The following is a 22,269-nucleotide window of genomic DNA, read 5'->3' as shown; positions in this document are numbered from 1 at the left end:
GGCTGCGCAGTTAGTCGCGCGAACCGGAGTGATTGGGAAAGCCCTGCTCGGCCAGCCAGGCCTCGGACAGATCGCCCGCCTGCCCGCCCGGCTCGGCCGCGCGATCGCCCAGCATCAGGCGTTCCAGATAGCGGGCGATCAGGTCCACCTCCAGGTTGACCGGCGTGCCCACTGCGTACACGGCAAACCGGGTCAGTGACCAGGTGTGCGGGATGATGTTGACCTCGAACTCGGCGCCGTCCACCCGGTTCACCGTCAGGCTGGTGCCGTCGATGGTGATCGAGCCCTTGGCCGCGATGTAGCGAGCCAGCGCCGCCGGCGCGCGAAACCGCACGCGGGTGGAGCGCGCGTCCGGCTCCATCGCCACGACTTCGCCCACACCGTCGACATGCCCGGACACCATGTGCCCGCCCAGGCGATCACCCAGCGCCAGCGCACGTTCGAGATTCACCCGATCCCCCGGACCGAGATGGCCCAGCGTGGTGACATCCAGCGACTCCCGCGAGACATCGGCGGCAAAGCCATTGCCCGGCAGATCGGTCACCGTCAGGCAGACGCCGTTGACCGCGATGGAATCCCCCAGGCGGGTATCCGACAGGTCCATCCCGGTCGCATTGACGTGCAAGCGCACATCGCCCCCGCTGGGGGTGAGGCGCTCCAGGCTGCCAAGGGTCTCGATGATTCCGGTAAACATGGATGTCCACTCGTTCGGTCGGGTCCGGAGCACAATGCCGGGCCACAGGCGCCCCATCATAGGGAAACGCTAATGAATTCGCACCACGACCCGGGCGTTTATAGTGGCAACGCCGGTCCTCGCAAGTCCTTCAAGGGCCATCACGAAGCCCACGAAGCCACGAAGCAGGTCAATGGCGATTGCAGATCGGAAGGCGCTTAGAACGAAGCCGAACAGGGGGCCCTATGGTTTATTCAGCGCCGAGGCGTTGGATTGCCGCGCCTCGAGCTCCATCATCCTCCCCGTCTTCCTGTCGATCGCTCTTGCGACTTGCCCTGCCCGCTCTTCCTGTCGTCGTGCGCTTCGTGATGCAAACAAGCCCTTAGGAACGCGGACGGGCAAGCAGGCGCAGGGTATCGCCGACCCAGCGGGTGTCGACGACTTCGAGTTCGGCGCGTTCGGCCATGCGGGCCAGTGGCCACTCCACCAGGGGACGGGCGCTGGAGCCCATCAGCAACGGCGCCTGGTAGATCAGCCACTCGTCAACCCAGCCACCGCGGGCGAGCGCACCGGCCAGGCCGGGTCCGGATTCCACGTGGAGCTCGTTGACCTCTGCCCGTCCCAGCTCCGTAAGCACCGCACCCAGATCAAGCCCGCCCTCGGCAGATTCCTCCGCCAGCGGCACGGCCCGCACCTCGGCACCCTTGCCGCGCAGGGCATCCGCCGCAGGCGAGCCCGCCACATCGGGACTGGTGAGGATCCAGACCGGCCCGTCACGCAGGATCTGCGAGCCCGGGGGCGTGCGCAGGCGCGCATCGAGGATGACGCGCAGTGGCTGCCGGGTCGGCAGATCGTGATACCGCGGGTCATCCGGGAAGCCGGCGTGGGCAGCCAGATCAAACGGCTTCATGCGCACATTCAGGCGCGGGTCATCGCCGACCACGGTGCCACTGCCGGTGACGATCGCCCCGGCCCGCGCCCGCCACAGTTGCACGTCGCGCCGCGCCGCCTCGCCGGTGATCCACTGCGACTCGCCGGAGGCCATGGCCGTCCGCCCGTCCAGGCTCGCGGCCAGCTTGACCCGCACCCAGGGGCGCCCCTGCTCCATGCGCTGCACGAAGCCGGGGTTCAGCGCCCGTGCCTCGGCCTCCAGCACGCCGCTGTCGACCCGGATACCGGCCGCCTGCAAGGCATCGATCCCGCCCCCGCATACCTGTGGGTTCGGATCCAGCATCGCGATCACGACCCGCGCGACGCCCGCCCGGATCAGCGCATCGGTACACGGCGGGGTGCGGCCCTGATGACTGCAGGGCTCCAGAGTCACGTAGGCGGTCGCGCCTTGCACGGCCTCACCGGCCGCTTGCAGCGCGTTCACCTCGGCATGCACCTCGCCGGCCTTCCAGTGCAGGCCCGCGCCTACCTCCCGGCCGTCGCGCACGATGACGCAGCCCACCCGCGGATTCGGATCCGCGGTGAAGCGGCCGTAATCCGCCAGTTCCAGGGCGCGCGCCATGTGCCGGCGGTCGGCAATGACCTGCTCGGTCGTCGGCGCTTCCATTACATCCCCTCCTGCGAGCCGCCGTCCGTCGCCGGGGTGGCCCGCCCGTCCGCCGCGGATTCCGGGGCGTTTCCGGTCGCCTCCTCGTCGATCAGGCGCATCTGCGAACGGCGCATCTCCGGGCTGAGGTCATCCTCCAGCCGTTCGATCGCCTCACGGAAGGACTGCACACTGGCGAAGCTGAGATAGATAGAGGCAAAACGGATATAGGCCACATGGTCCAGCCCGTGCAAGGCCGCCAGCACCATTTCGCCGATGCGGTCGGACTTCACCTCGGGGGCCGTGACGGCCGAAAGCTGGCGCTTGATGTCGTCGATCACGCGCTCGACATCATCGGTCTTCACCGGGCGCTTGTGCAGTGCCCGGCGCAGACCGCTGCGCAGCTTTTCCTCGTCGAAGGCGACCCGTTCACCGGAACGCTTGACCACCCGCGGCAGGCTGAACTCCGCCCGCTCGAAGGTGGTAAAGCGCGCACCACAGGCACGGCACTGCCGCCGGCGCCGGATCTGTTCCTGCTCCGGTCCGGCCACCCGCGAATCGACCACGCGGGTGTCCTGATCATGACAGGACGGACAGCGCATCCCGTGCCCCGTCAGCCGGCCAACTGGCGGTGGTTATTCGCCGTGACCGTACACCGGGAAGCGACGGCAGATCTCGAGGACCTTCTCGCGGGTCGCGTCGATCACCTGCTCGTTCTCGTGATCATCCAGCACGTCGGCGATCCAGCCGGCCAGCTCGCGGGACTCGGACTCGGTGAAGCCGCGAGTGGTCAGCGCGGCGGTGCCGATGCGAATGCCGGAGGTCACGAACGGGGACTGCGGATCGTTCGGCACGGCGTTCTTGTTGACCGTGATGTTGGCGCGGCCCAGCGCGGCATCCGCGGCCTTGCCGGTCATGCCCTTGGCGACCAGGCTCAGCAGGAACAGGTGGTTGTCGGTACCGCCGGAGACGATATCGAAGCCACGCTCCACCAGCACCTCGGCCATCGCGCGGGCGTTGGCGATCACCTGCTTCTGGTAGGTCTTGAATTCCGGCTCCAGGGCCTCCTTGAACGCCACCGCCTTGCCGGCGATCACGTGCATCAGCGGACCACCCTGGGTGCCCGGGAAGATTAGCGACTGGAACTTCTTGTTCAGTTCCGGCTGCCCCTTGGAGATGATGAAGCCGCCACGCGGCCCGCGCAGGGACTTGTGCGTGGTGGAGGTGACCACATGGGCGTGGTCGATCGGGTTGGGGTACTCGCCGGCAGCGATCAGGCCGGAGACGTGGGCCATGTCGACCATCAGGTAGGCACCGACGCTATCCGCGATCTCGCGGAAGCGCTTCCAGTCGACCACGCGCGAATAGGCGGAAAAGCCGGCGACGATCATCTTCGGCTGGTGCTCGGTGGCCAGGCGCTGGACCTCGTCGTAGTCGATCAGGCCCTCGTCGGTGATGCCGTACTGCACCGCGTTGTAGATCTTGCCGGAGAAGTTCGGCTTGGCACCGTGGGTCAGGTGGCCACCGGCGTCCAGGCTCATGCCCAGGACGGTGTCATGCGGCTGCAGCAGGGCCATGTACACCGCGGCGTTGGCCTGGGAGCCGGAATGCGGCTGCACGTTGGCGTAGTCGGCACCGTAGAGCTGCTTGAGGCGATCGATCGCCAGCTGCTCAACCACGTCGACGTGCTCGCAACCGCCATAGTAGCGCTTGCCCGGGTAGCCCTCGGCGTACTTGTTGGTCAGCACCGAACCCTGCGCTTCCATCACGCGCGGGCTGGTGTAGTTTTCCGACGCGATCAGCTCGATGTGCTCTTCCTGACGCTGCGACTCGTCGCGGATGGCATTCCAGAGGTCGTCATCGTAGCCGTGGATACTCATGTCGATCGAAAACATTCGGGTCTCCCGTTCAAAGCGTTGGATTCAGCGGATTTCGGCGCGCCAGCTACTTGGGGCGCTGCCGCAAAAAGGCCGCCAATCATACGCCATCCAGCCCTTCTTTTCAGGCCGGACGTCTCCCGACACGGCCGCTGCGGACCACCGAGCCCCCTTCCAAGACCGGTGTTTCGCAAGTCCGATCAGGCACTTTGATGCCCGGCCGCACCCCGGGAAGACCAGAGGCACAAACCCCTTCCGCTCATCCGGAAAACGGGCCGCGTGCGCTCGCTCCAACGCCTTAGTTCGGCCCTTCGATTCGACGGACGTCGACGTCGTGGCGGGTCGGGTATACCGGCAGGCCGAACTGGTTGTAGACCGCCACATCGGCCGCATCACGGCCGTAGCCCACGACCACGTAGCCACCCCGCAACTCGGCCTGGGTCGCATCAAAGGTGTACCAGCGCCCCCCGACGAAGGCCTCGAACCAGGCATGCATGTCCATCGGCTGCAGGCCGTGCAGGTACCCGACCACCATGCGCGCCGGGATACTGAGACTGCGGCACAGTGCAATCCCGAGATGCGCCAGGTCGCGACACACCCCGCTCCCGCGCTGATTCACCTCCGCGGCCGAGATCGGGATATCGCTGGTCCCCGGGAGATATTCGATGCGCTCGCGCAGCCACTGCTCGATGGCCGCCACCTGGTCGTAACCCAGCCACTGGCCGGCAGTGATTTCGGTCGCCATCAGGTTGAAGCGATCCGATTCGCAGAACCGGCTCGGCAGGAGATAACTCAGTACGGCATCCGGCAGGGACTGCACCTCGACAAACGGTGCGCCCGGGGCCCGGTCGAGGGCCTCGGCCGTCTGCACCTCCGCCGCGGTATGGATGGAGAACGTCCCTGGCGGCGCGATCAGGCGCTGGCAGAGGTTGCCGTAGATGTCGACGAACTCGGACACCGGCGCCGTCGGCACCAGGCGATATTCCTCGCGCGCGACCCATTGCAGCGGGCCACTGCGCGGTCGCAGCATCAGCACAAACGGCGTGGGTTCGACGATCTCGAACTCGAAGTCACAACGGGTCTCGAGCCACATGAACGGGGCCTCTTGGGGTGAACCTCCTACACTACGCCCTGCCCGGCGGCGGGGCTACACGTAGGTGGCCCTGGCAGCCGGCTGCGACCGTGTACATTGGCCCGCGATTCCCTACACTTCCGAAATCGCCTGTTCCCCGGAGCCCGTATGCGAGGACGACCCGACCACCGCACCGCGAGACGCCGCACCCGGCACCTGACCGGTGGGCTGCTTGCCCTCGGCCTGTTGCTGCTCGCCCCCCTGGCCCAGGCGGAACAACGCTTCATCAACATCGGCACCGGCGGCGTCACCGGTGTGTACTACCCGGCCGGCCAGCACCTGTGCCGGCTGTTCAACACCCGCCGCGACAGCCACGGGATGCGCTGCACCGCGGAGAGCACGGGCGGTTCGGTATTCAACCTGAACATGGTGCGTTCCGGCGACATGGACTTCGGCGTGGCCCAGTCGGATCTCCAGTACCACGCCTATCATGGCAGCGGCCGCTTTGAGGCCTTCGGGCCCGCCGACCACCTGCGGGCGATGTTCAGCCTGCACCCCGAGCCACTGACCCTGGTGGTCCGCCCGGATGCGGACATCCAGGGCCTGGACGACCTGCCGGGCAAGCGGGTGAACATCGGCAATCCCGGCTCCGGCCAGCGCACCCTGATGGAAGAGCTGATGGCGAAGCTCGGCTGGGACCACGACACCTTCCGCCGCGTGGGCGAACTGCCCTCGCGCGAGCAGGCGCAGGCGCTGTGCGACAACCGGATCGACGCCTTCGTCTTCTCGGTCGGGCATCCGTCGGCGGCGATCCAGGAGCCCATCGCCACCTGCGACGCCCGCCTGGTGTCCATCGAAGGTCCGGCGATCGAGGAGCTGATCCGCTCGACGCCCTATTACCTCACGGCCGTGATCCCCGCCGATACCTACCCGGGGCAGGACCAGGACATCCGCACCTACGGCGTGGGCGCGACCCTGGTCACCTCGGACCGCACCTCGAACACGGCCGCCTACGAGCTGACCCGCGCCGTGTTCGACAACTTCGAGACCTTCCGCGGCCTGCACCCGGCGTTCAGCGGTCTCGAACGCGAGGGCATGGTGGACGAGGGCCTGTCCGCCCCCATGCACCCCGGCGCACAGCGCTATTTCCGCGAGGCAGGACTGATCGATGACTGAGACTCGACCCCAGGACCCAGCCGCCCCGGATGACCGCCAGGTCGCCGAACTGGAGACCGGCGGCCGCCACCCGGGCCGCGCCACCCGCAGCCTGATCTGGCTCACCGCCGTGGCCTGGTCGCTGTTCCAGATCTGGATCGCCTCGCCGATCGCCGACTGGGTCGACATCTTCGTCGTCTCCGAGACCGAGGCCCGCTCGATCCACCTGGCGTTCGCGATCTTCCTCGGCTATCTGCTGTTCCCGGCGGTCCGCGCCACCGCCCGCGGCAAGGGCTGGCAACACGCCATCGGCATCCTCTATGCCCTGGGTGGGCTGGCCCTGATCGCACTGGGGCTGTGGCAGTTCCTCGGCCTGGAACGCCTGGGCGAGGTCTACCTGGCGCTCGGCATCGCCCTGGTGGTGGTCGCCTGGCCACTCCTGCGCGGAAACGACCCCGTGCATCGCGTGCCCCTTGGCGACTGGGTGTTCGCCGTGGTCGCGGCCTTCAGCGCCCTGTATCTGTACCTGTTCCACGAGGCGCTGGCGACACGCCCCGGCGCCCCCACCGAGGTGGACCTGATCATGGCCGGGATCGGGCTGATCCTGCTGCTGGAGGCCACCCGCCGGGTGCTCGGCCCGGCGCTGACCATCATCGCCGCGATCTTCCTGTTCTATACCTTTGCCGGGCCGCTGATGCCGGACCTGATCGCCCATCGCGGCGCCAGTTACCCGCGCGCGATGGCCCAGCAGTGGCTGTCCAACGAGGGTGTATTCGGCATCGCGCTGGGCGTCTCCACCAGCTTCGTCTTCCTGTTCGTACTGTTCGGTGCATTGCTGGAGCGCGCCGGGGCCGGCGACTACTTCATCCGCGTCGCCTTCGCCCTGCTCGGGCACCTGCGCGGCGGCCCGGCCAAGGCGGCGGTGCTGGCCTCCGGGATGACCGGCGTGGTCTCCGGCTCGTCGATCGCCAACGTGGTCACCACCGGCACCTTCACCGTACCGCTGATGAAGCGGGTCGGCTTTGCCCCGCACAAGGCCGGCGCGGTAGAGGTCGCCAGTTCGGTGAATGGCCAGCTGATGCCGCCGGTGATGGGCGCCGCCGCGTTCCTGATGGTCGAGTACGTCGGCATCCCTTATGTCGAGGTGCTCAAGCACGCGATCCTGCCGGCGCTGATCGCCTATATCGCACTGATCTACATCGTCCACCTGGAGGCCTGCAAGAACGGCATGGAGGGCCTCCAGCGCGCCACCGTGACGACCTGGCGCGGGCGCCTGATCAGCTTCGCCTTGACCGTGGCCAGCCTGATCATCCTGGCGGGTGCGGTGTACTGGGGACTGGGCTGGATCAAGATCGTCGCCGGCGACGCCGCGGCCTGGATCATCGCCGGCCTGTTGTTCGCCACCTACCTGGTACTGGTCTGGATCGTCGCGCGCGAGCCGGACCCCGAGGCCCTGGATACCGAGCGCCCGCTGCCGCGGGTCGCCCCCACGGTCCTGAGCGGGCTGCACTACCTGCTGCCGCTGGTGGTGCTGGTCTGGGCGCTGGTGGTCGAACGCCTGTCGCCGGGGCTGGCGGCGTTCTGGGCGGTGGCGTTCATGATCTTCATCGTGCTGACCCAGCGCCCGCTGGTGGCCCTGTTCCGGCGCCAGGGGCGTCTCCTGCAAGCCGCGTGGGTTGGGGTCTGGGAACTGTTCCAGGGCTTCGAGACCGGCGCGCGCAACATGATCGGTATCGGCCTGGCCACCGCCGCGGCCGGGATCATCGTCGGCACGGTGGCGATGACCGGCGTCGGCCTGGTGCTGACCGACCTGGTGGATACCCTGTCCGGCGGCAACCTGCTGCTGGTGCTGGTACTGACCGCGGTGATCAGCCTGGTCCTTGGCCTGGGCCTGCCGACCACCGCGAACTACATCATTGTGGCGACCCTGATGGCCCCGATCATCGTCGATCTGGGGGCCCAGCACGACATCCTGATCCCGCTGATCGCGGCCCACCTGTTCGTGTTCTATTTCGGCATCATGGCCGACGTGACGCCACCGGTGGGCCTGGCCTCTTTTGCCGGCGCGGCGATCGCGAAGGCCGACCCGATTCGCACCGGGATCCAGGCCTTCGCCTACAGCCTGCGCACCATCGCGTTGCCGTTCTTCTTCATCTTCAACAGCCAGTTGCTGTTGATCGGGGTGGACAACGTGTTCCAGCTGGCGCTGGTCTTCCTCGGCTCGCTGGCCGGCATCCTCGCCTTTACCGCGGCCACCCAGGGCTGGTTCCTGACCCGCAGCCGCTACTGGGAGTCCGCCGCGTTGATGGCAGTCGCCTTCGTGCTGCTGGTCCCGACCGTGCTGATGGACCGCATCGCGGCTCCCTATCAGCACCAGCCGGCGGAGACCCTGCTCGAGGTCGTCGAGACCATCCCGGACCGCGACTCGCTGCGCCTGGAGGCCACCGGCATCGACCTGGAGGGCCGCGAGATCACCCGCACGGTGATGTTCCCCCTGGGCGACCCCGATCTGGCCCCGCGCGAGCGTCTGGCCGACGCCGGGCTGGACGTGCGCTTCGACCCGGACGACCAGAAGGCACAGATCCAGACGGTCGCTTTCGGCAGCCCGGCCGGCCGCGTAGGGTTGGAGGGTGGCTGGACCATCACCGGCGTACTGGTGCCGACCGAGCGCCCCAGCCCATACTGGTTCTACCTTCCGGCCCTGGCGCTGGGACTGCTGGTAGTCTGGAATCAGCGCCGACGCGCGGAACCGCCGGGGCGCGGCCCTTCCGCCGACACCCCCGCCCTTTCGGCGTAACCACGAACCGCAATCGGAGTACACCGCAATGGAACAACCCAACTACGGCTTCAATGTCATCGTGAAGGGCGGCATCGAGGACGTGATCGCGCAGACCACGGCCGCCCTCGGCGAGGAGGGCTTCGGCATCCTCAGCGATATCGACGTCGCTGCGGCCTTCAAGAAGAAACTGGATCTGGAGCATCGCCCCTACCGCATCCTCGGCGCCTGCAACCCGAACCTTGCACGCCAGGCCGTCGAAGCCGACCCCAACATCGGCCTTCTGCTGCCCTGCAACGTGCTGGTGCAGGACAACGAGAACGGCACCTGCACGGTCGGCTTCATGGACCCGGTCGCGGTCATGGGTCTGGTCGACAAACCCGGTGTCGAAGACCTGGCCGGCGAGGTACGCCATCGTCTGGAGCGCGTGCGCCTGACCCTCGAGACTGGCTAGTCCCCAGCTTCGCGAGCACACCTATGGATACTGGAACCGACCAGTCCGCCGGGCTGGCCGAGCGCATCCGAACGGCCGTCGCCGCCGGGCACCGCCTGGCGATCGCCGGCGGCGGCAGTCAGCGCGCGCGTGCCTTCCCCACGGGCTTCGAACCGGATGTCCAGCCACTGGAGGCCAGCGGCCATCACGGCATCGTCAACCTCGCACCCAGCGAGCTGGTGGTGACCGTGCGCGCCGGCACGCCGGTGATGGAACTGCAGGCCGCGCTGGAAGAAGTGGACATGATGCTGCCCTTCGAACCGGCCATGCCCACGCCGTCCAGCACCGTGGGCGGCATGGTGGCCCTGGGCCTGTCCGGCGCACGCCGCCCCTGGACCGCCAGCCTGCGCGACGCCGTGCTTGGCACCCGCATCGTCAACGGTCGCGGCGAGATCCTGCGCTTCGGCGGCGAAGTGATGAAGAACGTCGCCGGCTTCGACGTCTCGCGGCTGATGGCCGGCAGCCTCGGCAGCCTGGGCCTGCTGCTGGAGGTCAGCTTCAAGCTGCTGCCCGCCCCCGCCTACCAGGCCTGGCTGCGCCAGGAGAGCTCCGCCGCGGCCTTCATCGAGCAGGCGCGCGACTGGGGCCGTACCGCCCTGCCGTTCTCGGGCCTGGCCTGGGCTGACGGTATCGGCCACATCCGCCTGGGCGGTGGCCAGGAGGCCGTGCAGGAGGCCGCCGAACGCCTGGGCGCAGCACCGGATATCGACGGCCCGGCCTTCTGGGCGCAACTGCGCGATCGGCACCTGCCCTTCCTCACCCGACCCATGGCCCGCGACGAGCGCCTGTGGCGTCTGAGCCTGCCGCCCGCCACCCCGCCGCTGGATCTGCCCGGCGAATGGCTGCTCAACTGGGGCGGCGGCGAGCGCTGGCTGCGCTCCACGGCCACCCCGGACGCAGTGCGCGCTGCCACCGAGCAAGCGGGCGGACACGCCCGCCTGTGGTCCGGCGATCCGGCCGGGGCGGCCTGGCTGCACCCCCGCGCACCGGCCCATGCGCGCCTGGAGGGCGAGGTCCGCGCCGCCCTGGACCCTGACGGCGTGTTCTTCGCCCCGCTGATCACCCCTCATCCACGCACCGTGCCGGCGAGCTGAGGCCATGGAAACTCGCCTGCACCCGCGCTTCGAGAATGATCCGGCGGCGCGCATCGCCGAAGACGCCCTGCGTGCCTGCGTGCACTGTGGCTTCTGCAACGCGACTTGCCCCACCTATCAGGAACAGGGTGACGAGCTGGACGGCCCGCGCGGACGCATCTACCAGATCAAGCAGGTCCTGGAGAGCGGCGAGGCCAATACCACCACCCGCACCCACCTGGACCGCTGCCTGACCTGTCTCAACTGCATGACCACCTGCCCCTCCGGGGTCGATTACAACCACCTGGTCGCCTTTGGCCGGGAGGTGATCGAGGAAGACCTCCCGCGCGGCTGGCGCGACCGGCTGCTGCGCACCCTGCTGGTCCGCGCGCTGCCGGCGCGCTGGCCGTTCCGTCTAGCCCTGGGGCTGGGCCGCCTGGCCCGCCCACTGCTGCCCGCCACCCTGAAGCGCCGCGTGCCCGCACGCCACGGTGCCCGGGCCGGTGCAACCAACATTGGCGCGGCGACTCCGGCGGGCTTTCCCCACGGGCGCGTGCTGCTGCTCGGCGGCTGCGTGCACGATGCGATCGACGCCCGCATCAACGCCGCACTCCGGGGCCTGCTCGGGCGCCTTGGCATCGAGGTGGTCGAGGCCGGCGAGGCCCGCTGCTGCGGCGCGGTGGAACACCACCTGGCGTTCGCGGAGCGCACCCGCGAGCGGGTCCGGGCCAACCTCGACGCCTGGGAGTCGATCCTTGCGGACGGGGTGGACGCCGTCGTCAGCACCGCCAGCGGCTGCGGCGTGATGCTGCGCGACTACGCGCACATCCTGGCCGACGACCCGACGTATGCCGCACGCGCCGCCCGCTTCACGGCGCAGGTCCGCGACCCGGTCGAGCTGTTCGATATCCAGACCATCCGCAGCCTCGGCATCCGGGCGCCGGCAGATCACCCGCCCGTCGCCTGGCATGCCCCCTGCACCCTGCAACATGGCCAGGGCCTGGCCGGCCGCGTGGAACCGCTACTGCAGGCCGCCGGCTTCCACCTGGTGCCGGTCGCCGAGCCGCATCTGTGCTGCGGCTCGGCCGGAACCTATTCCATTCTCCAGCCGGCGATGGCGGGCCGTCTGCGCCAGCGCAAGCTGGACAACCTCGAGGCCAGCGGCCCCGCGCGCATCGTGACCGCCAACATCGGCTGCCAGACGCACCTGCAGTACGGGACCGATACGCCGGTCGAGCACTGGCTCACACTGCTCGAACGCCACTGCGGCGCAACTCCCGCCGGTGCGTAGGGGCGCTTGCCCAAGCCCCGACAGCACTCTAGATTCCCCCTTTTCCAATCCGGTAGACGCATCCATGCAGGCAAAATCCTTTCTCCCCCCGCAGCGCACCCTGATGGGCCCCGGCCCCTCCGACGTGAATCCGCGCGTGCTCGCCGCGATGAGCCGCCCGATCATCGGCCATCTGGACCCGGTGTTTGTCGGCATGATGGAGGAGATGAAGGGCCTGCTGCAGTACGCCTTCCAGACCAACAACGCCCTGACCCTGCCGGTCTCCGCCCCCGGTTCCGCCGGCATGGAGACCTGCTTCGTGAACCTGGTCGAACCGGGTGACAAGGTCATCGTCTGTATCAACGGCGTGTTCGGCACCCGGATGAAGGAGAACGTCGAGCGCTGCGGCGGTACCGCCGTGGTGATCGAGGACGACTGGGGCGCCCCGGTCTCCCCCGAGAAGGTCGAGGACGCGCTGAAGGGCAACCCGGACGCGAAAATCCTGGCCTTCGTGCACGCCGAGACCTCGACCGGGGCGCGCTCGGATGTCGAGACGCTGTGCCGCCTGGCCCGCGAGCATGACTGCCTGAGCATCGTCGACTCGGTCACCGGCCTCGCCGGCAGCCCGCTGTACGTGGACGACTGGGGCGTGGACGCGATCTACTCCGGCTCGCAGAAGTGCCTGTCCTGCACCCCGGGGCTGTCGCCGGTCAGCTTCAGCGAACGCGCGGTGGAATGCATCCAGGCACGCAGCCACAAGGTGCAGAGCTGGTTTCTCGACCTCAACCTGGTCATGGGCTACTGGGGCGGCGGCGGCAAGCGTGCCTACCACCACACCGCGCCGATCAACGCCCTGTACGCCCTGCACGAATCGCTGGTGATCCTCGCCGAGGAAGGCCTGGAGAACAGTTGGTCGCGCCACGATCGTCATCACGCTGCCCTGCGCGCCGGACTCGAGGCCATGGGCCTGAGCTTCCTGGTGGACGCCGAGCATCGCCTGCCGCAGCTGAACACCATTCACGTGCCGGAAGGCGTCGACGAGGCCGCGGTACGTGGCGAACTACTGAACCGCTACGGCCTGGAGATCGGCGCGGGACTCGGCCCGTACGCGGGCAAGGTCTGGCGCATCGGCCTGATGGGCCATGGCGCCAACGAGAAGAACGTGCTGCTGTGCCTGTCTGCGCTGGAGGCCGTGCTGGCCGACATGGGCGCGGTCACCCCTGGCCGTGCGCTGTCCGCCGCCCGCGCCACCTACGCGCAGCAAGGCTGAACCATTACCGGCCGCCGTCATCGCCTGCGAGCGATGACGGCGCTTCGAGACCCAACGGGAGACCTACACCATGACGCTAAGTCAACTGCTGCAGTATCTGGACGAACACATGGACGGCGTGTTCCTGGACGGCGACCCCGCCGCGTCACTGGAAAAGGCGCGCAGCGGAGACCACCGCAACCCCATCGCGGCCGAGGTCCTAGTCGCCCTGATGGACGGCGCCGGTTCCGACAGCCCGGACGCCACCATGGAACGGGCCGAGGCGGTCAAGTCCATCGGCCCGACCCGCCTGAAGTACATGGGCGACGACGCCCCGGTCGAGGGCTTCCGCCTGGTGGAAAAGACCATCGTCACCATCGACGCCGCCTACAACGAGGAAGCGCTCGCCCTGCGCGGCTGACGCCGCGCCCTGCCTCCGGACACAGCCGGCGGGGCATTCCGTGGGCCATCACCCCGGAAAGGCCTGAACGCCCCGCCATCCCGGCCGGAGTGAAGCCCTCCTCGTCATCCCGGCCGGAGCGAAGCTGTCACCGCCCCCCGGCCGGAGCAAACCTCTCCCCGTCATCCCGGCCGCAACGAAGCGGAGAGCCGGGATCTCCGGGAACGCCCCGGGCCGTTCAACCAGATCCCGGATAACCGCTGCGCGGTTTCCGGGATTACAAAGTGGGTGACGCAGGTTCGCTGTCAGAGCAGGCTGACCAGTCCAAGAACGGTCGCAGCCACCGTTGCGCCGATCAAGGCGCCCATGGCGACATCGCTCGGGTAGTGCAGGGCCAGCACCAGCCGCGAGGCGGCCACCAGCACCGCGAACGGCACGACCAGCCACGCCCACACCGGGAACCAGGCCACCAGGATCACCGTAAACCCCACCGCGTGCATCGTATGGCCGGAGGGGAAACTGAACTCGTCCAGCGGATCCACGGTGCGCGCGAACGGACGACCACGATGGCAGGGACGACGCCGGCTGGTGCGCCGCTTCAGCCACTTGTAGAGCGGCAGCGAGGCCAGCCCCACTACCGCCATCTGCAGACTGACCCAGGCCGCCTGCGGCCCATGGATCAGTGGCAGGGCAAGCATCAGCGCATACCAGATGGCCCCATCGCCCAGGCGGCTGATCCAGCCGAAGAACCCGCTGACGGCGCGACGGCGATTGTAGTGATTGAACCGCTGGCAGACCGCCAGCTCGAACTCATCCATCCAGTGCAGGACTCGCATCGCGCGCCTCTCCTAGCAGTTCCAGACAAACCGTTTCGAACTCGGCGACCACCTCGACCCAGTCAAGCCCACGGGCGCACGCCCGGGCGTGGCGCCCCATCTCGCTCCACCCCTCCGGGGTCTGTGCGAGTTCCGCAGCCGCCGTGACAAAGGCTGCGGCATCCGCCGTCACATCGCCGGTAAAGCGCACCCGGGCGCCGCTCACGCCGCTGATCACGTGCTCGTGAGCCGCCGCAGTATCGAAGGCCAGCACCGGGATCCCGCTGGCCATGGCCTCGATCACCACGTTGCCGAAGGTCTCGGAGGTGGATGGGAACAGGAACAGGTCGGCGCTGGCGTAGTGCTGGGCCAGGGCCTGCCCCACCTGCTGCCCGGTAAAGATCAGGTCCGGGTGTGCCCGCTCAAGCGCGACACGGGAGGGTCCGTCCCCCACCAGCACCAGGCGGGCGTCGGGCAGGCGCTCCTGCAATGTTCGGAAGGCTTCCACCACCAGCCCCAGATTCTTCTCTGGCGCCAGTCGGCCGACGTACAGGACCACCGGCCCGGGCCCCCATTGCCGACGCAGGCGCGAGGATCGCCGTGCCGGCGTGAAGTGCCGGGTATCCACGCCGCGCGCCATCACCCGCACGCGCTCGAAGCCATGGCCTGCAAGGCTTGTGGCCAGTGCCTGCGTGGGGGCCAGGGTTACGTCGCAGCGATTGTGGAAACGGCGCAGGACGGCCCGCACCAGAGGTGTCAGCCAGCCCACGCCGTAGTAGCGGGCATAGCCATCGAAATGGGTGTGAAACCCCGATGCGACGGGGATCCCGAGGCACCGTGCCGCGCGCAGGGCCGAGTGGCCAAGCGGCCCTTCGGTCGCGACATATACGGCGTCAGGCCGGTGTTCGGTCCACAGCGCCGTCAAGCGCCGGCGAGCCGGCAATCCCATGCGCAAACCGCTGTAGCCCGGAAGCGGCAACCCCGGCAATGGCCGCTCCTCCATTAAACCGTCCGTCTCCAGCGGGTCCACGACGACGGCCTTCGATTCGCCCGGCTGGCACGGACGCAGCACCTGCACGCGATGGCCGCGGCTGCGCATCCCCTCAACCAGGCGCGCGAGGGTATGGGCCACACCATTGACCTCCGGTGGCCAGGTCTCGGTCACCAGGGCCAGGTTCAGACATGGGCGGGAGGGGCGGCGGGATTCCGTGTGTAGCGGCGACGACATGGTGAACCCCCTCCCCGCCCGCCGCTACGAGGCGCGGGCGCTTGCGCGCCCCGAAGGCGGATCGACCGGCAGGCCGAGCACATCGACAATGGCGCTGCGGGCGCCGTCGGCCAGACTGCGCCGATCCTGGTTGGCGGATTCCAGCGGTGCCAGAAGATGCAGCTCCACGTGCGTCTCGCGCCGACACAACAGCTTCCAGACATTCGAGATCAGGCGATCGTCTTCCGCGTAGGACACCGGCACCGGGCCGTTCGGCATGCCTTCGTAGGCCAGCGCCACCGGCTGTACCGGGTGCTGGGTGCCGGCCACGGCCGCAAACAGTCGCGGGTGGAACCGGCGCACGAACTCGCCACGGCTGGTCGTGCCTTCCGGGAACACCACGAACTGCAGGCCCTCGTCGAGCCCGGCCCGCATCGCCTCGAAGTGGGCCGACGCCTGATTGGCCCCGCGTTCGATGAAGCGGGTGTCATGCTGACGGCCGAGCCAGCCGATGATCGGCCAACGTGCGATCTCCGCCTTGGAGAGGAAACAGGTGTCCATCGCGGCGCCGATTAGCGGGATATCCAGCCAGGAGACATGGTTGGCCACCACCAGTGACGTACGCCGGGGTTCCTCGCCATGGATCCGGAGCCGCACCCCCACGATCCACAGCGCGCGGTCGTACCAGGCGCGGCGGATGCGGCTGCGTTCCGCGAAGTCGGCCCCCCGGCGGACCATCCGCCAGGTCAGCCAGACCCCCGCCAGCATGTGCAGCACGATGCGCATCAGCCTACCCAGTGCCCGCAGTGTTCCGGTCATGCTCCGTTCCTCGGCTTGCGGGCGTCATAGCGCCCATGAAGTGCCGATGGTAACGGTCCGGCATGGCGCGCACATCCAGCAGGACAAGCACGTCGGCCACATTGAAATCGGGATCGAAACAGGCCTCGCCGCAGACCCGGGCACCCAGGCGAAGGTAGGCTTTCAGCAACGGCGGCAGCCCGGTACGGCTGGGTGTGCCATGGCAGATGGTCAGGGAATTGGGCAGCGGCCGGCGCGGCGTCACCCGCAGACGTGACGGGGCTCGATGGAACAGGCGTAGCCAGGCCAGCTGGGCCGGCGTCTGCTCGCTCAATGGTAGGCTCGCACAGCCCATCAGGTAGTCGTAACGATGGGCGTTCATGAACCGCGCCAGGCCGGTCCACAGCGCGTTGATCGCGGCCCCCTGACGATGATCCGCGCGCACGCAGGTGCGGCCGATCTCCAGGGTCTTCCCCGGGAGATTCATCAACGGGCCCAGTTCGAATTCGGACAGCGAGTAGAAGCCACCGGCCGTGCTGGCGCTCTCCTCGGTGAGGATGCGTGTGCAGGCAACCACCGTACCGGAGTGCCGTTCGCGCACCAGCAGGTGATGACAGAAGGGGTCCAGGGGATCCCGGTCCAGACCGGATCCAGCATCCGGAAGCGCAGCCCCCATCTCGCCGGCGAAGACCTCGTGGCGCAGGCGCTGGGCCGCCTCGAGCTCCGACGGGCTGGACGCGAGGTGGACGCGGTAGGCGGTTTCGTTCGCCGCGATCGGTGTAGCTGGGGACAGCTGCGGTTCGCTCATGGTGGCGACCTCCGGTTGAACTGTCCCGGAGACTACGCCGCGTGGTTGACCGCCCCGTGTAGGAACGATGACGGTCGGATGAACCCGCCGCCGGAACCGTGCCCGAATACGGCACCGTTCGGGGCGGAGGCCCCTGCCCCCGCCCGGCCAGCCTCTGCTACGGCAGCGGGCCCGTGTAGGCGCCGGATTCCACCGGCAGGTCCTCGCCTTCCCAGCTCTTGATACCGCCGGCGATGTTCACCACGTTGGTAAAGCCCATGTCCTGCAGTCGCTGCACGGACATCGCGGCACGGCCGCCGGTTGCGCACATCACGGCCACCGGCTTCTCGCGGGCGTTCACCAGCGCGTCGATGCGGTGCGGGGTGTTGGGATCGGCCGCACCTTCCAGCAGGCCGCGCGGGACGAGGATGGAGTTCGGCGCGTGCATCTTTTCGAACTCGTAGGGCTCGCGCACATCCACCACCAGCCAGTCCTCGCCGTTCTCCATCTTCTCGGCAAGATCCGCCGGGGCGATCTCCTTCACGTTCTTCCGCGCCTCGGCGACGAAATCCATCAGCTTCTTCTCGCTCATTCGAACATTCCCTTTTGCAATGAATCGGACTACCCCCCGCAGGAGCCTGCTTGCAGGCTCCTGCACACGGGCTCTCATTCTACCGTAGGTGCGAGTCCGGGCGATTCAACCCTCGTCGAGCGCACCTTCCAGCGCAACGGGATCGGTCACCGGGGCCGCGCACTGCAACCCGCGACAGACATAGGCCCGCACGCCCGTCTCCGGGGCGGCTTTCTCCGCGAGCGCGGCGGGCAGATCGCCGGCCGGCGCGGGAATCGCGAAGGTCCACACCGGAGCATCCTGCACCCGCAGTCGCTGCTGCCACGCGGGAAGTTCGTCGGCTGGCCCCCGCAGCACGACCAGGGCCGGCGCCTGGTAATGGATGTCCAGCGCGGTCAGCAGGCTCATGTGGCCCAGTGGCGCCTGCTCGACCATCGGGCCGGCGTTCGCCAGCGTGCGCTCGGCCGCCTCCAGGTAGCGGGGTTCGGACAGCAGGAACCCGAGTTTCTGCAATACCTGAGCGGCGGTCCCGTTGCCGGCCGCCATGGCATCGTCGGCATAGACCTTCGGGCGCTGGATCAGTGCCTCGTGATCCCGGGCGGTGAAGAAGAAACCGCCCTGTTCGCGGTCCTCGAAGTCCTCCAGCAGGGTGTCGGCCAGCGTGGTGGCCCAGGCCAGCAGGTCGCTGTCCCACTCGGCCTCCAGCAGCGCCAGCGTGGCCTCCAGCAACAGGGCGTGATCGTCCAGGTAGGCGCGCGGCATCGCGCCGGTCGCCCCCTCGCGCACGCTGGCGCACAACCGGCCGTCGCGCCACAGACGCTCGCGCACGGCGGTCATCGCCTCGCGTGCCAGGCGCAACCATTCCGGGCGCTCCAGGGCGCGCGCGGCACGCGCCAGGCCCGCGATCATCAGGGCATTCCAGGCGCCCAGGATCTTCTCGTCGCGATGCGGTCGCACCCGGTCCTCGCGTGCCGCGAGCAGGCGTTCGCGGGCCCGGTCCAGACGCGTGTTCGCCTCCGCTTCGTCGATCCCCAGCGCATCCGCGACGGTCGCCGCTGGTGCCACCTCGTGCAGATGCCAGCGCCCCTCGAAATTGGCCGGGCCGTGGAGTCCCCAGACCCGGCTGGCGACGGCCCACTCGTCCTCCGTCAGGAGCGCCTGGACCGTCTCCGGGTCCCAGACATAGAAGCGTCCTTCCTCGCCCTCGGAGTCCGCGTCCAGGCTCGAATAAAAGGCCCCGGAGGGATCCCGCATCTCGCGCTCCAGCCAGGCGACCGTCGGCTCCACCACCCGCCGCGCGCATTCGTCGCCGTGGGCGGCGCGCTCGGCGTACAGCCCCAGCAACGGCCCGTTGTCGTAGAGCATCTTCTCGAAGTGCGGGATCATCCAGCGGGCATCCACCGAGTAGCGGCAGAAGCCACCGCCCACCTGATCGAAGATCCCGCCGGCGGCCATCGCACCCAGGGTACGGGCCAGCATGCGCTCCGCCTCGGCATCGCCATGGCGCGCCGAGTGCCAGGCCAGCCACTCGAGCGACGCTGGGTGCGGGAACTTGGGGGCGTCCCCGAAACCGCCGAACTGCTCGTCGAAGGTCTTCGCCAGTTCGGCGCGCCCCTTGTCGATGACACTGAGGGCCGGGATCGCGCCACCGGCCGGGCTGTAGATCCGCCCCAGTGCCTGCTGCAACGAGTCGTTCTGGCGCTGGATCTCCTCGGGGTGCTCGGCGAGGAAATCGGACACCCGGGTCATCAGGTCCACGAACGATGGCAGGCCGTGGCGCGGGGTGTTCGGGAAGTAGGTCCCGGCAAAAAACGGCACCTGGTCCGGGGTCAGGAAGACGGTCAGCGGCCAGCCTCCGGGGCGCTGCGACAGCAGCATGTGCGCGTTCTGGTAGATGCGGTCGAGGTCCGGGCGCTCCTCGCGGTCCACCTTGATGTTGATGAAGCGTTCGTTCATCACCGCGGCGGTGTCCGAGTGCTCGAAGGACTCGTGCGCCATCACGTGGCACCAGTGGCAGGCAGAGTAGCCAATCGAGAGCAGGATCGGCTTGTCCTCGCGGCGGGCGCGCTCCAGCGCCTCCTCGCCCCAGGGGTACCAGTCCACGGGATTGTCGGCGTGCTGCAGCAGATACGGGCTGCTGGCCCCGGCCAGTCGATTCATCGCGCGGCCTCCTTGCAGGTGGATCGGGCTAGCGACATACAGGTGCATGCCGGGGCCCGGGCGAGTAGCATGTGCAGCCGGTTTTTCATCCGCAAGCGCCCATGCCCACACACCCGTTTATCGACCCCGTCGCCCTGTCCGTCGGCCCACTAACCCTGTACTGGTACGGCCTGACATACCTGGTCGGATTTGTCGCCTTCTGGGCGCTGGGCGTATGGCGCACACGCACCCGCAACTGGGACCCCCTGCACCCCTGGCAGGTCGGTGACCTGCTGTTCTGGGGCGTACTCGGGGTCGTCGTCGGCGGGCGGCTCGGCTATGCACTGTTCTACAACCTCGACACGACGCTGACCGACCCGCTGAGCCTGTTCCGCATCTGGGAGGGCGGCATGGCCTTCCACGGCGGGCTGGCCGGCGTGCTGGTCACCTGCTGGCTATACGCCCGCAAGATCGGCCAGCCGTTCTTCCGTCTGACCGACTTCATCGCCCCCCTGATCCCGATCGGCCTGGGCGCCGGGCGCATCGGCAACTGGATCAACGGCGAGCTGTGGGGCAAACCCACCGACCTGCCCTGGGCCATGGTCTTCCCGGCCGCGGACTACATCCCCCGTCATCCGTCGCAGCTGTACCAGGCCTTTCTCGAAGGGCTCGTGCTGTTCGTGGTGTTGTGGGTCGTCTCGCGCCAGCCGCGGCGTACCGGACTGATCTCCGGGCTGTTCCTGACGCTTTACGGCAGCTTCCGCTTCGCGGTCGAGTTCGTCCGCGTGCCCGACGCCCATCTCGGCTACCTCGCCTTCGACTGGCTCACCATGGGGCAGGTCCTGACCCTGCCGGTGATCCTGTTCGGCGTTGCCCTGATCGTCTGGTCGCGGCGCAACCCCCTGCCCGCACCCCGCCCGGCCCCGGAGACCGCCTGAGATGCAGCAATACCTGGACCTGGTGCGGCACATCCGCGACCACGGCACGGACCGCCCGGACCGCACCGGTACCGGCACGCGCTCGGTATTCGGCTATCAGATGCGCTTCGACCTGGCCGACGGCTTCCCGCTGGTCACCACCAAACGCACCCATCTGCGCTCGGTAATCCACGAACTGCTGTGGTTCATCGCCGGCGATACCAATGTCGGCTACCTGCGCGAGCACAAGGTCCGCATCTGGGACGAGTGGGCCACCGCGGCCGGCGACCTGGGTCCCGTCTACGGCGCGCAGTGGCGCAACTGGGCCGGCCACGACCAGCTTGCCGAACTGATCGACAACCTGAGGAACCGCCCCCACTCCCGGCGCCACATCATCAGTGCCTGGAACGTGGCCGACCTGCCGGACGAATCCATCTCGCCACAGGCCAACGCGGAGGCTGGGCGCATGGCCCTGGCCCCCTGCCACACCCTGTTCCAGTTCTACGTGGCCGACGATCGCCTGTCCTGCCAGCTCTACCAGCGCAGCGCGGATGTGTTTCTAGGCGTGCCGTTCAACATCGCCAGCTACGCGCTGCTGACCCACATGCTCGCGCAGGTGGTGGGCCTGAAGCCCGGCGAGTTCGTCCATACCTTCGGCGACGCCCACCTCTACCGCAACCACCAGGAGCAGGTCGAAGAACTGCTCGGGCGCGAACCGCTGCCGCTGCCAACCCTGCACCTGAACCCGGACGTCACCGACCTGTTCGCCTTCACCTTCGACGACATCGAGGTGCGCGACTACCAGTCGCACCCCCCGATCAAGGCCCCCATCGCGATCTGAGCGTTACCGGAGTCCCCATGCCCCAGCCCGAGATTCATCTGATGGTCGCGCTCGATCCGGATCACGTGATCGGGCGCGACAACGACCTGCCCTGGCACCTGCCGAAAGACCTGCAGCACTTCAAGCGAATGACTGCCGGTCACCCGATGATCATGGGTCGGCGCACCTTCGAATCCATCGGACGGCCGCTGCCGAATCGCCGCAACCTGGTGCTGACGCGCCAGGCGGACTGGCAAGCGGAGGGTGTCGAGGTCTATCGCGATCTGGATGCGGCGCTGGCCACCATCGAGGCCGGCCCCGCCTTCGTGATCGGCGGCGCCGGCCTGTTCGAGGAGACCCTGCCGCGCGCCGACGTGCTGCACCTGACCCGGGTGCACGAGTGCCATGCCGGCGACACCTTCTTCCCCGCCCTCGACCCCGCGGACTGGGACGTCGTCTGGTCCGAGCACCACGAAGCCGACGAACGCCACGCCTGCCCCTTCACCTTCGAACGCCTCGAACGCCGCCGCTGAACGCGACCCGGCGCCGTCCAGGGACCGTGCGGGCCCGGGTGTGTACAGCACCCGGCGGCCGAAGGTGGCCCCGGAGCGCAGTGGTACACGCCCCAGGGCTCCACGCC

At 68.5% G+C, this 22,269-nt stretch carries 21 protein-coding genes; 10 read left to right on the top strand and 11 right to left on the bottom strand.

The window, feature by feature from the left end:
• Nucleotides 1-10: 10 nt before the first annotated feature.
• From F792_RS0109550 to F792_RS0109530, 5 genes are all read right to left on the bottom strand, one after another.
• On the bottom strand, nt 11-694 hold the full coding sequence (locus tag F792_RS0109550; protein ID WP_018169398.1) for a riboflavin synthase: 684 nt from the start codon (nt 692-694) through the stop codon (nt 11-13).
• 361 nt (nt 695-1,055) lie between these two features.
• Nucleotides 1,056-2,231 (bottom strand): bifunctional diaminohydroxyphosphoribosylaminopyrimidine deaminase/5-amino-6-(5-phosphoribosylamino)uracil reductase RibD, encoded by a 1,176-nt coding sequence (gene ribD / locus F792_RS0109545; protein WP_018169397.1) that lies wholly within the window; start codon nt 2,229-2,231, stop codon nt 1,056-1,058.
• Nucleotides 2,231-2,812 carry a transcriptional regulator NrdR gene (nrdR, locus tag F792_RS0109540; RefSeq protein ID WP_018146106.1) on the bottom strand — a complete coding sequence of 194 codons (582 nt, stop codon included), beginning with the start codon at nt 2,810-2,812 and terminating at the stop codon, nt 2,231-2,233. The genes ribD and nrdR overlap by 1 nt, the downstream gene beginning before the upstream one ends.
• 33 nt (nt 2,813-2,845) lie before the next feature.
• Nucleotides 2,846-4,105, bottom strand: a complete 1,260-nt coding sequence (gene glyA / locus F792_RS0109535) for a serine hydroxymethyltransferase (protein ID WP_018169395.1) — start codon at nt 4,103-4,105, stop codon at nt 2,846-2,848.
• Between the two features lie 280 nt (nt 4,106-4,385).
• Complete coding sequence (locus F792_RS0109530; RefSeq protein ID WP_018146108.1) at nt 4,386-5,180, bottom strand: transglutaminase family protein; 795 nt, start codon at nt 5,178-5,180, stop codon at nt 4,386-4,388.
• Nucleotides 5,181-5,327: 147 nt separating this feature from the next.
• On the opposite strand from F792_RS0109530, the gene F792_RS0109525 reads away from it, so the two are divergent.
• The 7 genes from F792_RS0109525 to F792_RS0109495 all read left to right on the top strand — a co-directional run bounded on the left by F792_RS0109525 (nt 5,328) and on the right by F792_RS0109495 (nt 13,596).
• Nucleotides 5,328-6,335: a TAXI family TRAP transporter solute-binding subunit gene (locus tag F792_RS0109525; protein WP_018169394.1), complete on the top strand. Its 1,008-nt coding sequence runs from the start codon at nt 5,328-5,330 to the stop codon at nt 6,333-6,335.
• Nucleotides 6,328-9,111 carry a TRAP transporter permease gene (locus F792_RS0109520; RefSeq protein ID WP_018169393.1) on the top strand — a complete coding sequence of 928 codons (2,784 nt, stop codon included), beginning with the start codon at nt 6,328-6,330 and terminating at the stop codon, nt 9,109-9,111. Before F792_RS0109525 ends, F792_RS0109520 begins: the two co-directional genes overlap by 8 nt.
• Before the next feature lie 28 nt (nt 9,112-9,139).
• Entirely contained in the window at nt 9,140-9,544 is a 405-nt protein-coding gene (locus F792_RS0109515; RefSeq protein ID WP_018146111.1) for a DUF302 domain-containing protein, read from the top strand.
• Between the two features lie 23 nt (nt 9,545-9,567).
• Entirely contained in the window at nt 9,568-10,677 is a 1,110-nt protein-coding gene (glcE, locus tag F792_RS0109510; RefSeq protein WP_018169392.1) for a glycolate oxidase subunit GlcE, read from the top strand.
• Nucleotides 10,678-10,681: 4 nt separating this feature from the next.
• Nucleotides 10,682-11,947 (top strand): glycolate oxidase subunit GlcF, encoded by a 1,266-nt coding sequence (gene glcF / locus F792_RS0109505; RefSeq protein WP_018169391.1) that lies wholly within the window; start codon nt 10,682-10,684, stop codon nt 11,945-11,947.
• Between the two features lie 64 nt (nt 11,948-12,011).
• Nucleotides 12,012-13,196, top strand: coding sequence for an alanine--glyoxylate aminotransferase family protein (locus tag F792_RS0109500; protein ID WP_018169390.1), 1,185 nt, complete (start codon nt 12,012-12,014; stop codon nt 13,194-13,196).
• Between the two features lie 70 nt (nt 13,197-13,266).
• Nucleotides 13,267-13,596, top strand: a complete 330-nt coding sequence (locus F792_RS0109495; protein WP_018169389.1) for a hypothetical protein — start codon at nt 13,267-13,269, stop codon at nt 13,594-13,596.
• 284 nt (nt 13,597-13,880) lie between these two features.
• On the opposite strand, the gene F792_RS0109490 is transcribed toward F792_RS0109495, so the two are convergent.
• From F792_RS0109490 to F792_RS0109465, 6 genes are all read right to left on the bottom strand, one after another.
• Complete coding sequence (locus tag F792_RS0109490) at nt 13,881-14,411, bottom strand: phosphatase PAP2 family protein (protein ID WP_018176389.1); 531 nt, start codon at nt 14,409-14,411, stop codon at nt 13,881-13,883.
• Nucleotides 14,386-15,618: a glycosyltransferase family 1 protein gene (locus F792_RS0109485; RefSeq protein ID WP_018169387.1), complete on the bottom strand. Its 1,233-nt coding sequence runs from the start codon at nt 15,616-15,618 to the stop codon at nt 14,386-14,388. Before F792_RS0109485 ends, F792_RS0109490 begins: the two co-directional genes overlap by 26 nt.
• A 24-nt stretch (nt 15,619-15,642) precedes the next feature.
• Nucleotides 15,643-16,383, bottom strand: coding sequence for a 1-acyl-sn-glycerol-3-phosphate acyltransferase (locus F792_RS0109480; protein WP_018169386.1), 741 nt, complete (start codon nt 16,381-16,383; stop codon nt 15,643-15,645).
• Nucleotides 16,384-16,387: 4 nt separating this feature from the next.
• Complete coding sequence (locus F792_RS0109475) at nt 16,388-17,203, bottom strand: GNAT family N-acetyltransferase (RefSeq protein WP_018169385.1); 816 nt, start codon at nt 17,201-17,203, stop codon at nt 16,388-16,390.
• 157 nt (nt 17,204-17,360) lie between these two features.
• Entirely contained in the window at nt 17,361-17,774 is a 414-nt protein-coding gene (locus F792_RS0109470; protein ID WP_018146120.1) for a rhodanese-like domain-containing protein, read from the bottom strand.
• A gap of 105 nt (nt 17,775-17,879) precedes the next feature.
• Complete coding sequence (locus F792_RS0109465; protein WP_018169384.1) at nt 17,880-19,913, bottom strand: thioredoxin domain-containing protein; 2,034 nt, start codon at nt 19,911-19,913, stop codon at nt 17,880-17,882.
• A gap of 101 nt (nt 19,914-20,014) precedes the next feature.
• Here F792_RS0109465 and lgt point away from each other — a divergent pair, with 101 nt between their 5' ends.
• The 3 genes from lgt to F792_RS0109450 are packed head-to-tail and all read left to right on the top strand — an operon-like array spanning nt 20,015 to nt 22,162.
• The gene (gene lgt / locus F792_RS0109460; protein WP_018169383.1) at nt 20,015-20,830 is read left to right on the top strand and encodes a prolipoprotein diacylglyceryl transferase; all 816 of its coding nucleotides are present in this window, start codon (nt 20,015-20,017) and stop codon (nt 20,828-20,830) included.
• Nucleotide 20,831: 1 nt separating this feature from the next.
• Complete coding sequence (locus tag F792_RS0109455; protein WP_018146123.1) at nt 20,832-21,650, top strand: thymidylate synthase; 819 nt, start codon at nt 20,832-20,834, stop codon at nt 21,648-21,650.
• Between the two features lie 17 nt (nt 21,651-21,667).
• Complete coding sequence (locus F792_RS0109450; protein ID WP_018169382.1) at nt 21,668-22,162, top strand: dihydrofolate reductase; 495 nt, start codon at nt 21,668-21,670, stop codon at nt 22,160-22,162.
• The last annotated feature ends 107 nt before the right edge of the window (nt 22,163-22,269 follow it).

It is taken from the genome of Thioalkalivibrio sp. ALMg9 (genome assembly GCF_000380625.1).
GTDB lineage: Bacteria > Pseudomonadota > Gammaproteobacteria > Ectothiorhodospirales > Ectothiorhodospiraceae > Thioalkalivibrio > Thioalkalivibrio versutus.
This window is presented reverse-complemented; position numbering and strand designations above follow the sequence as displayed.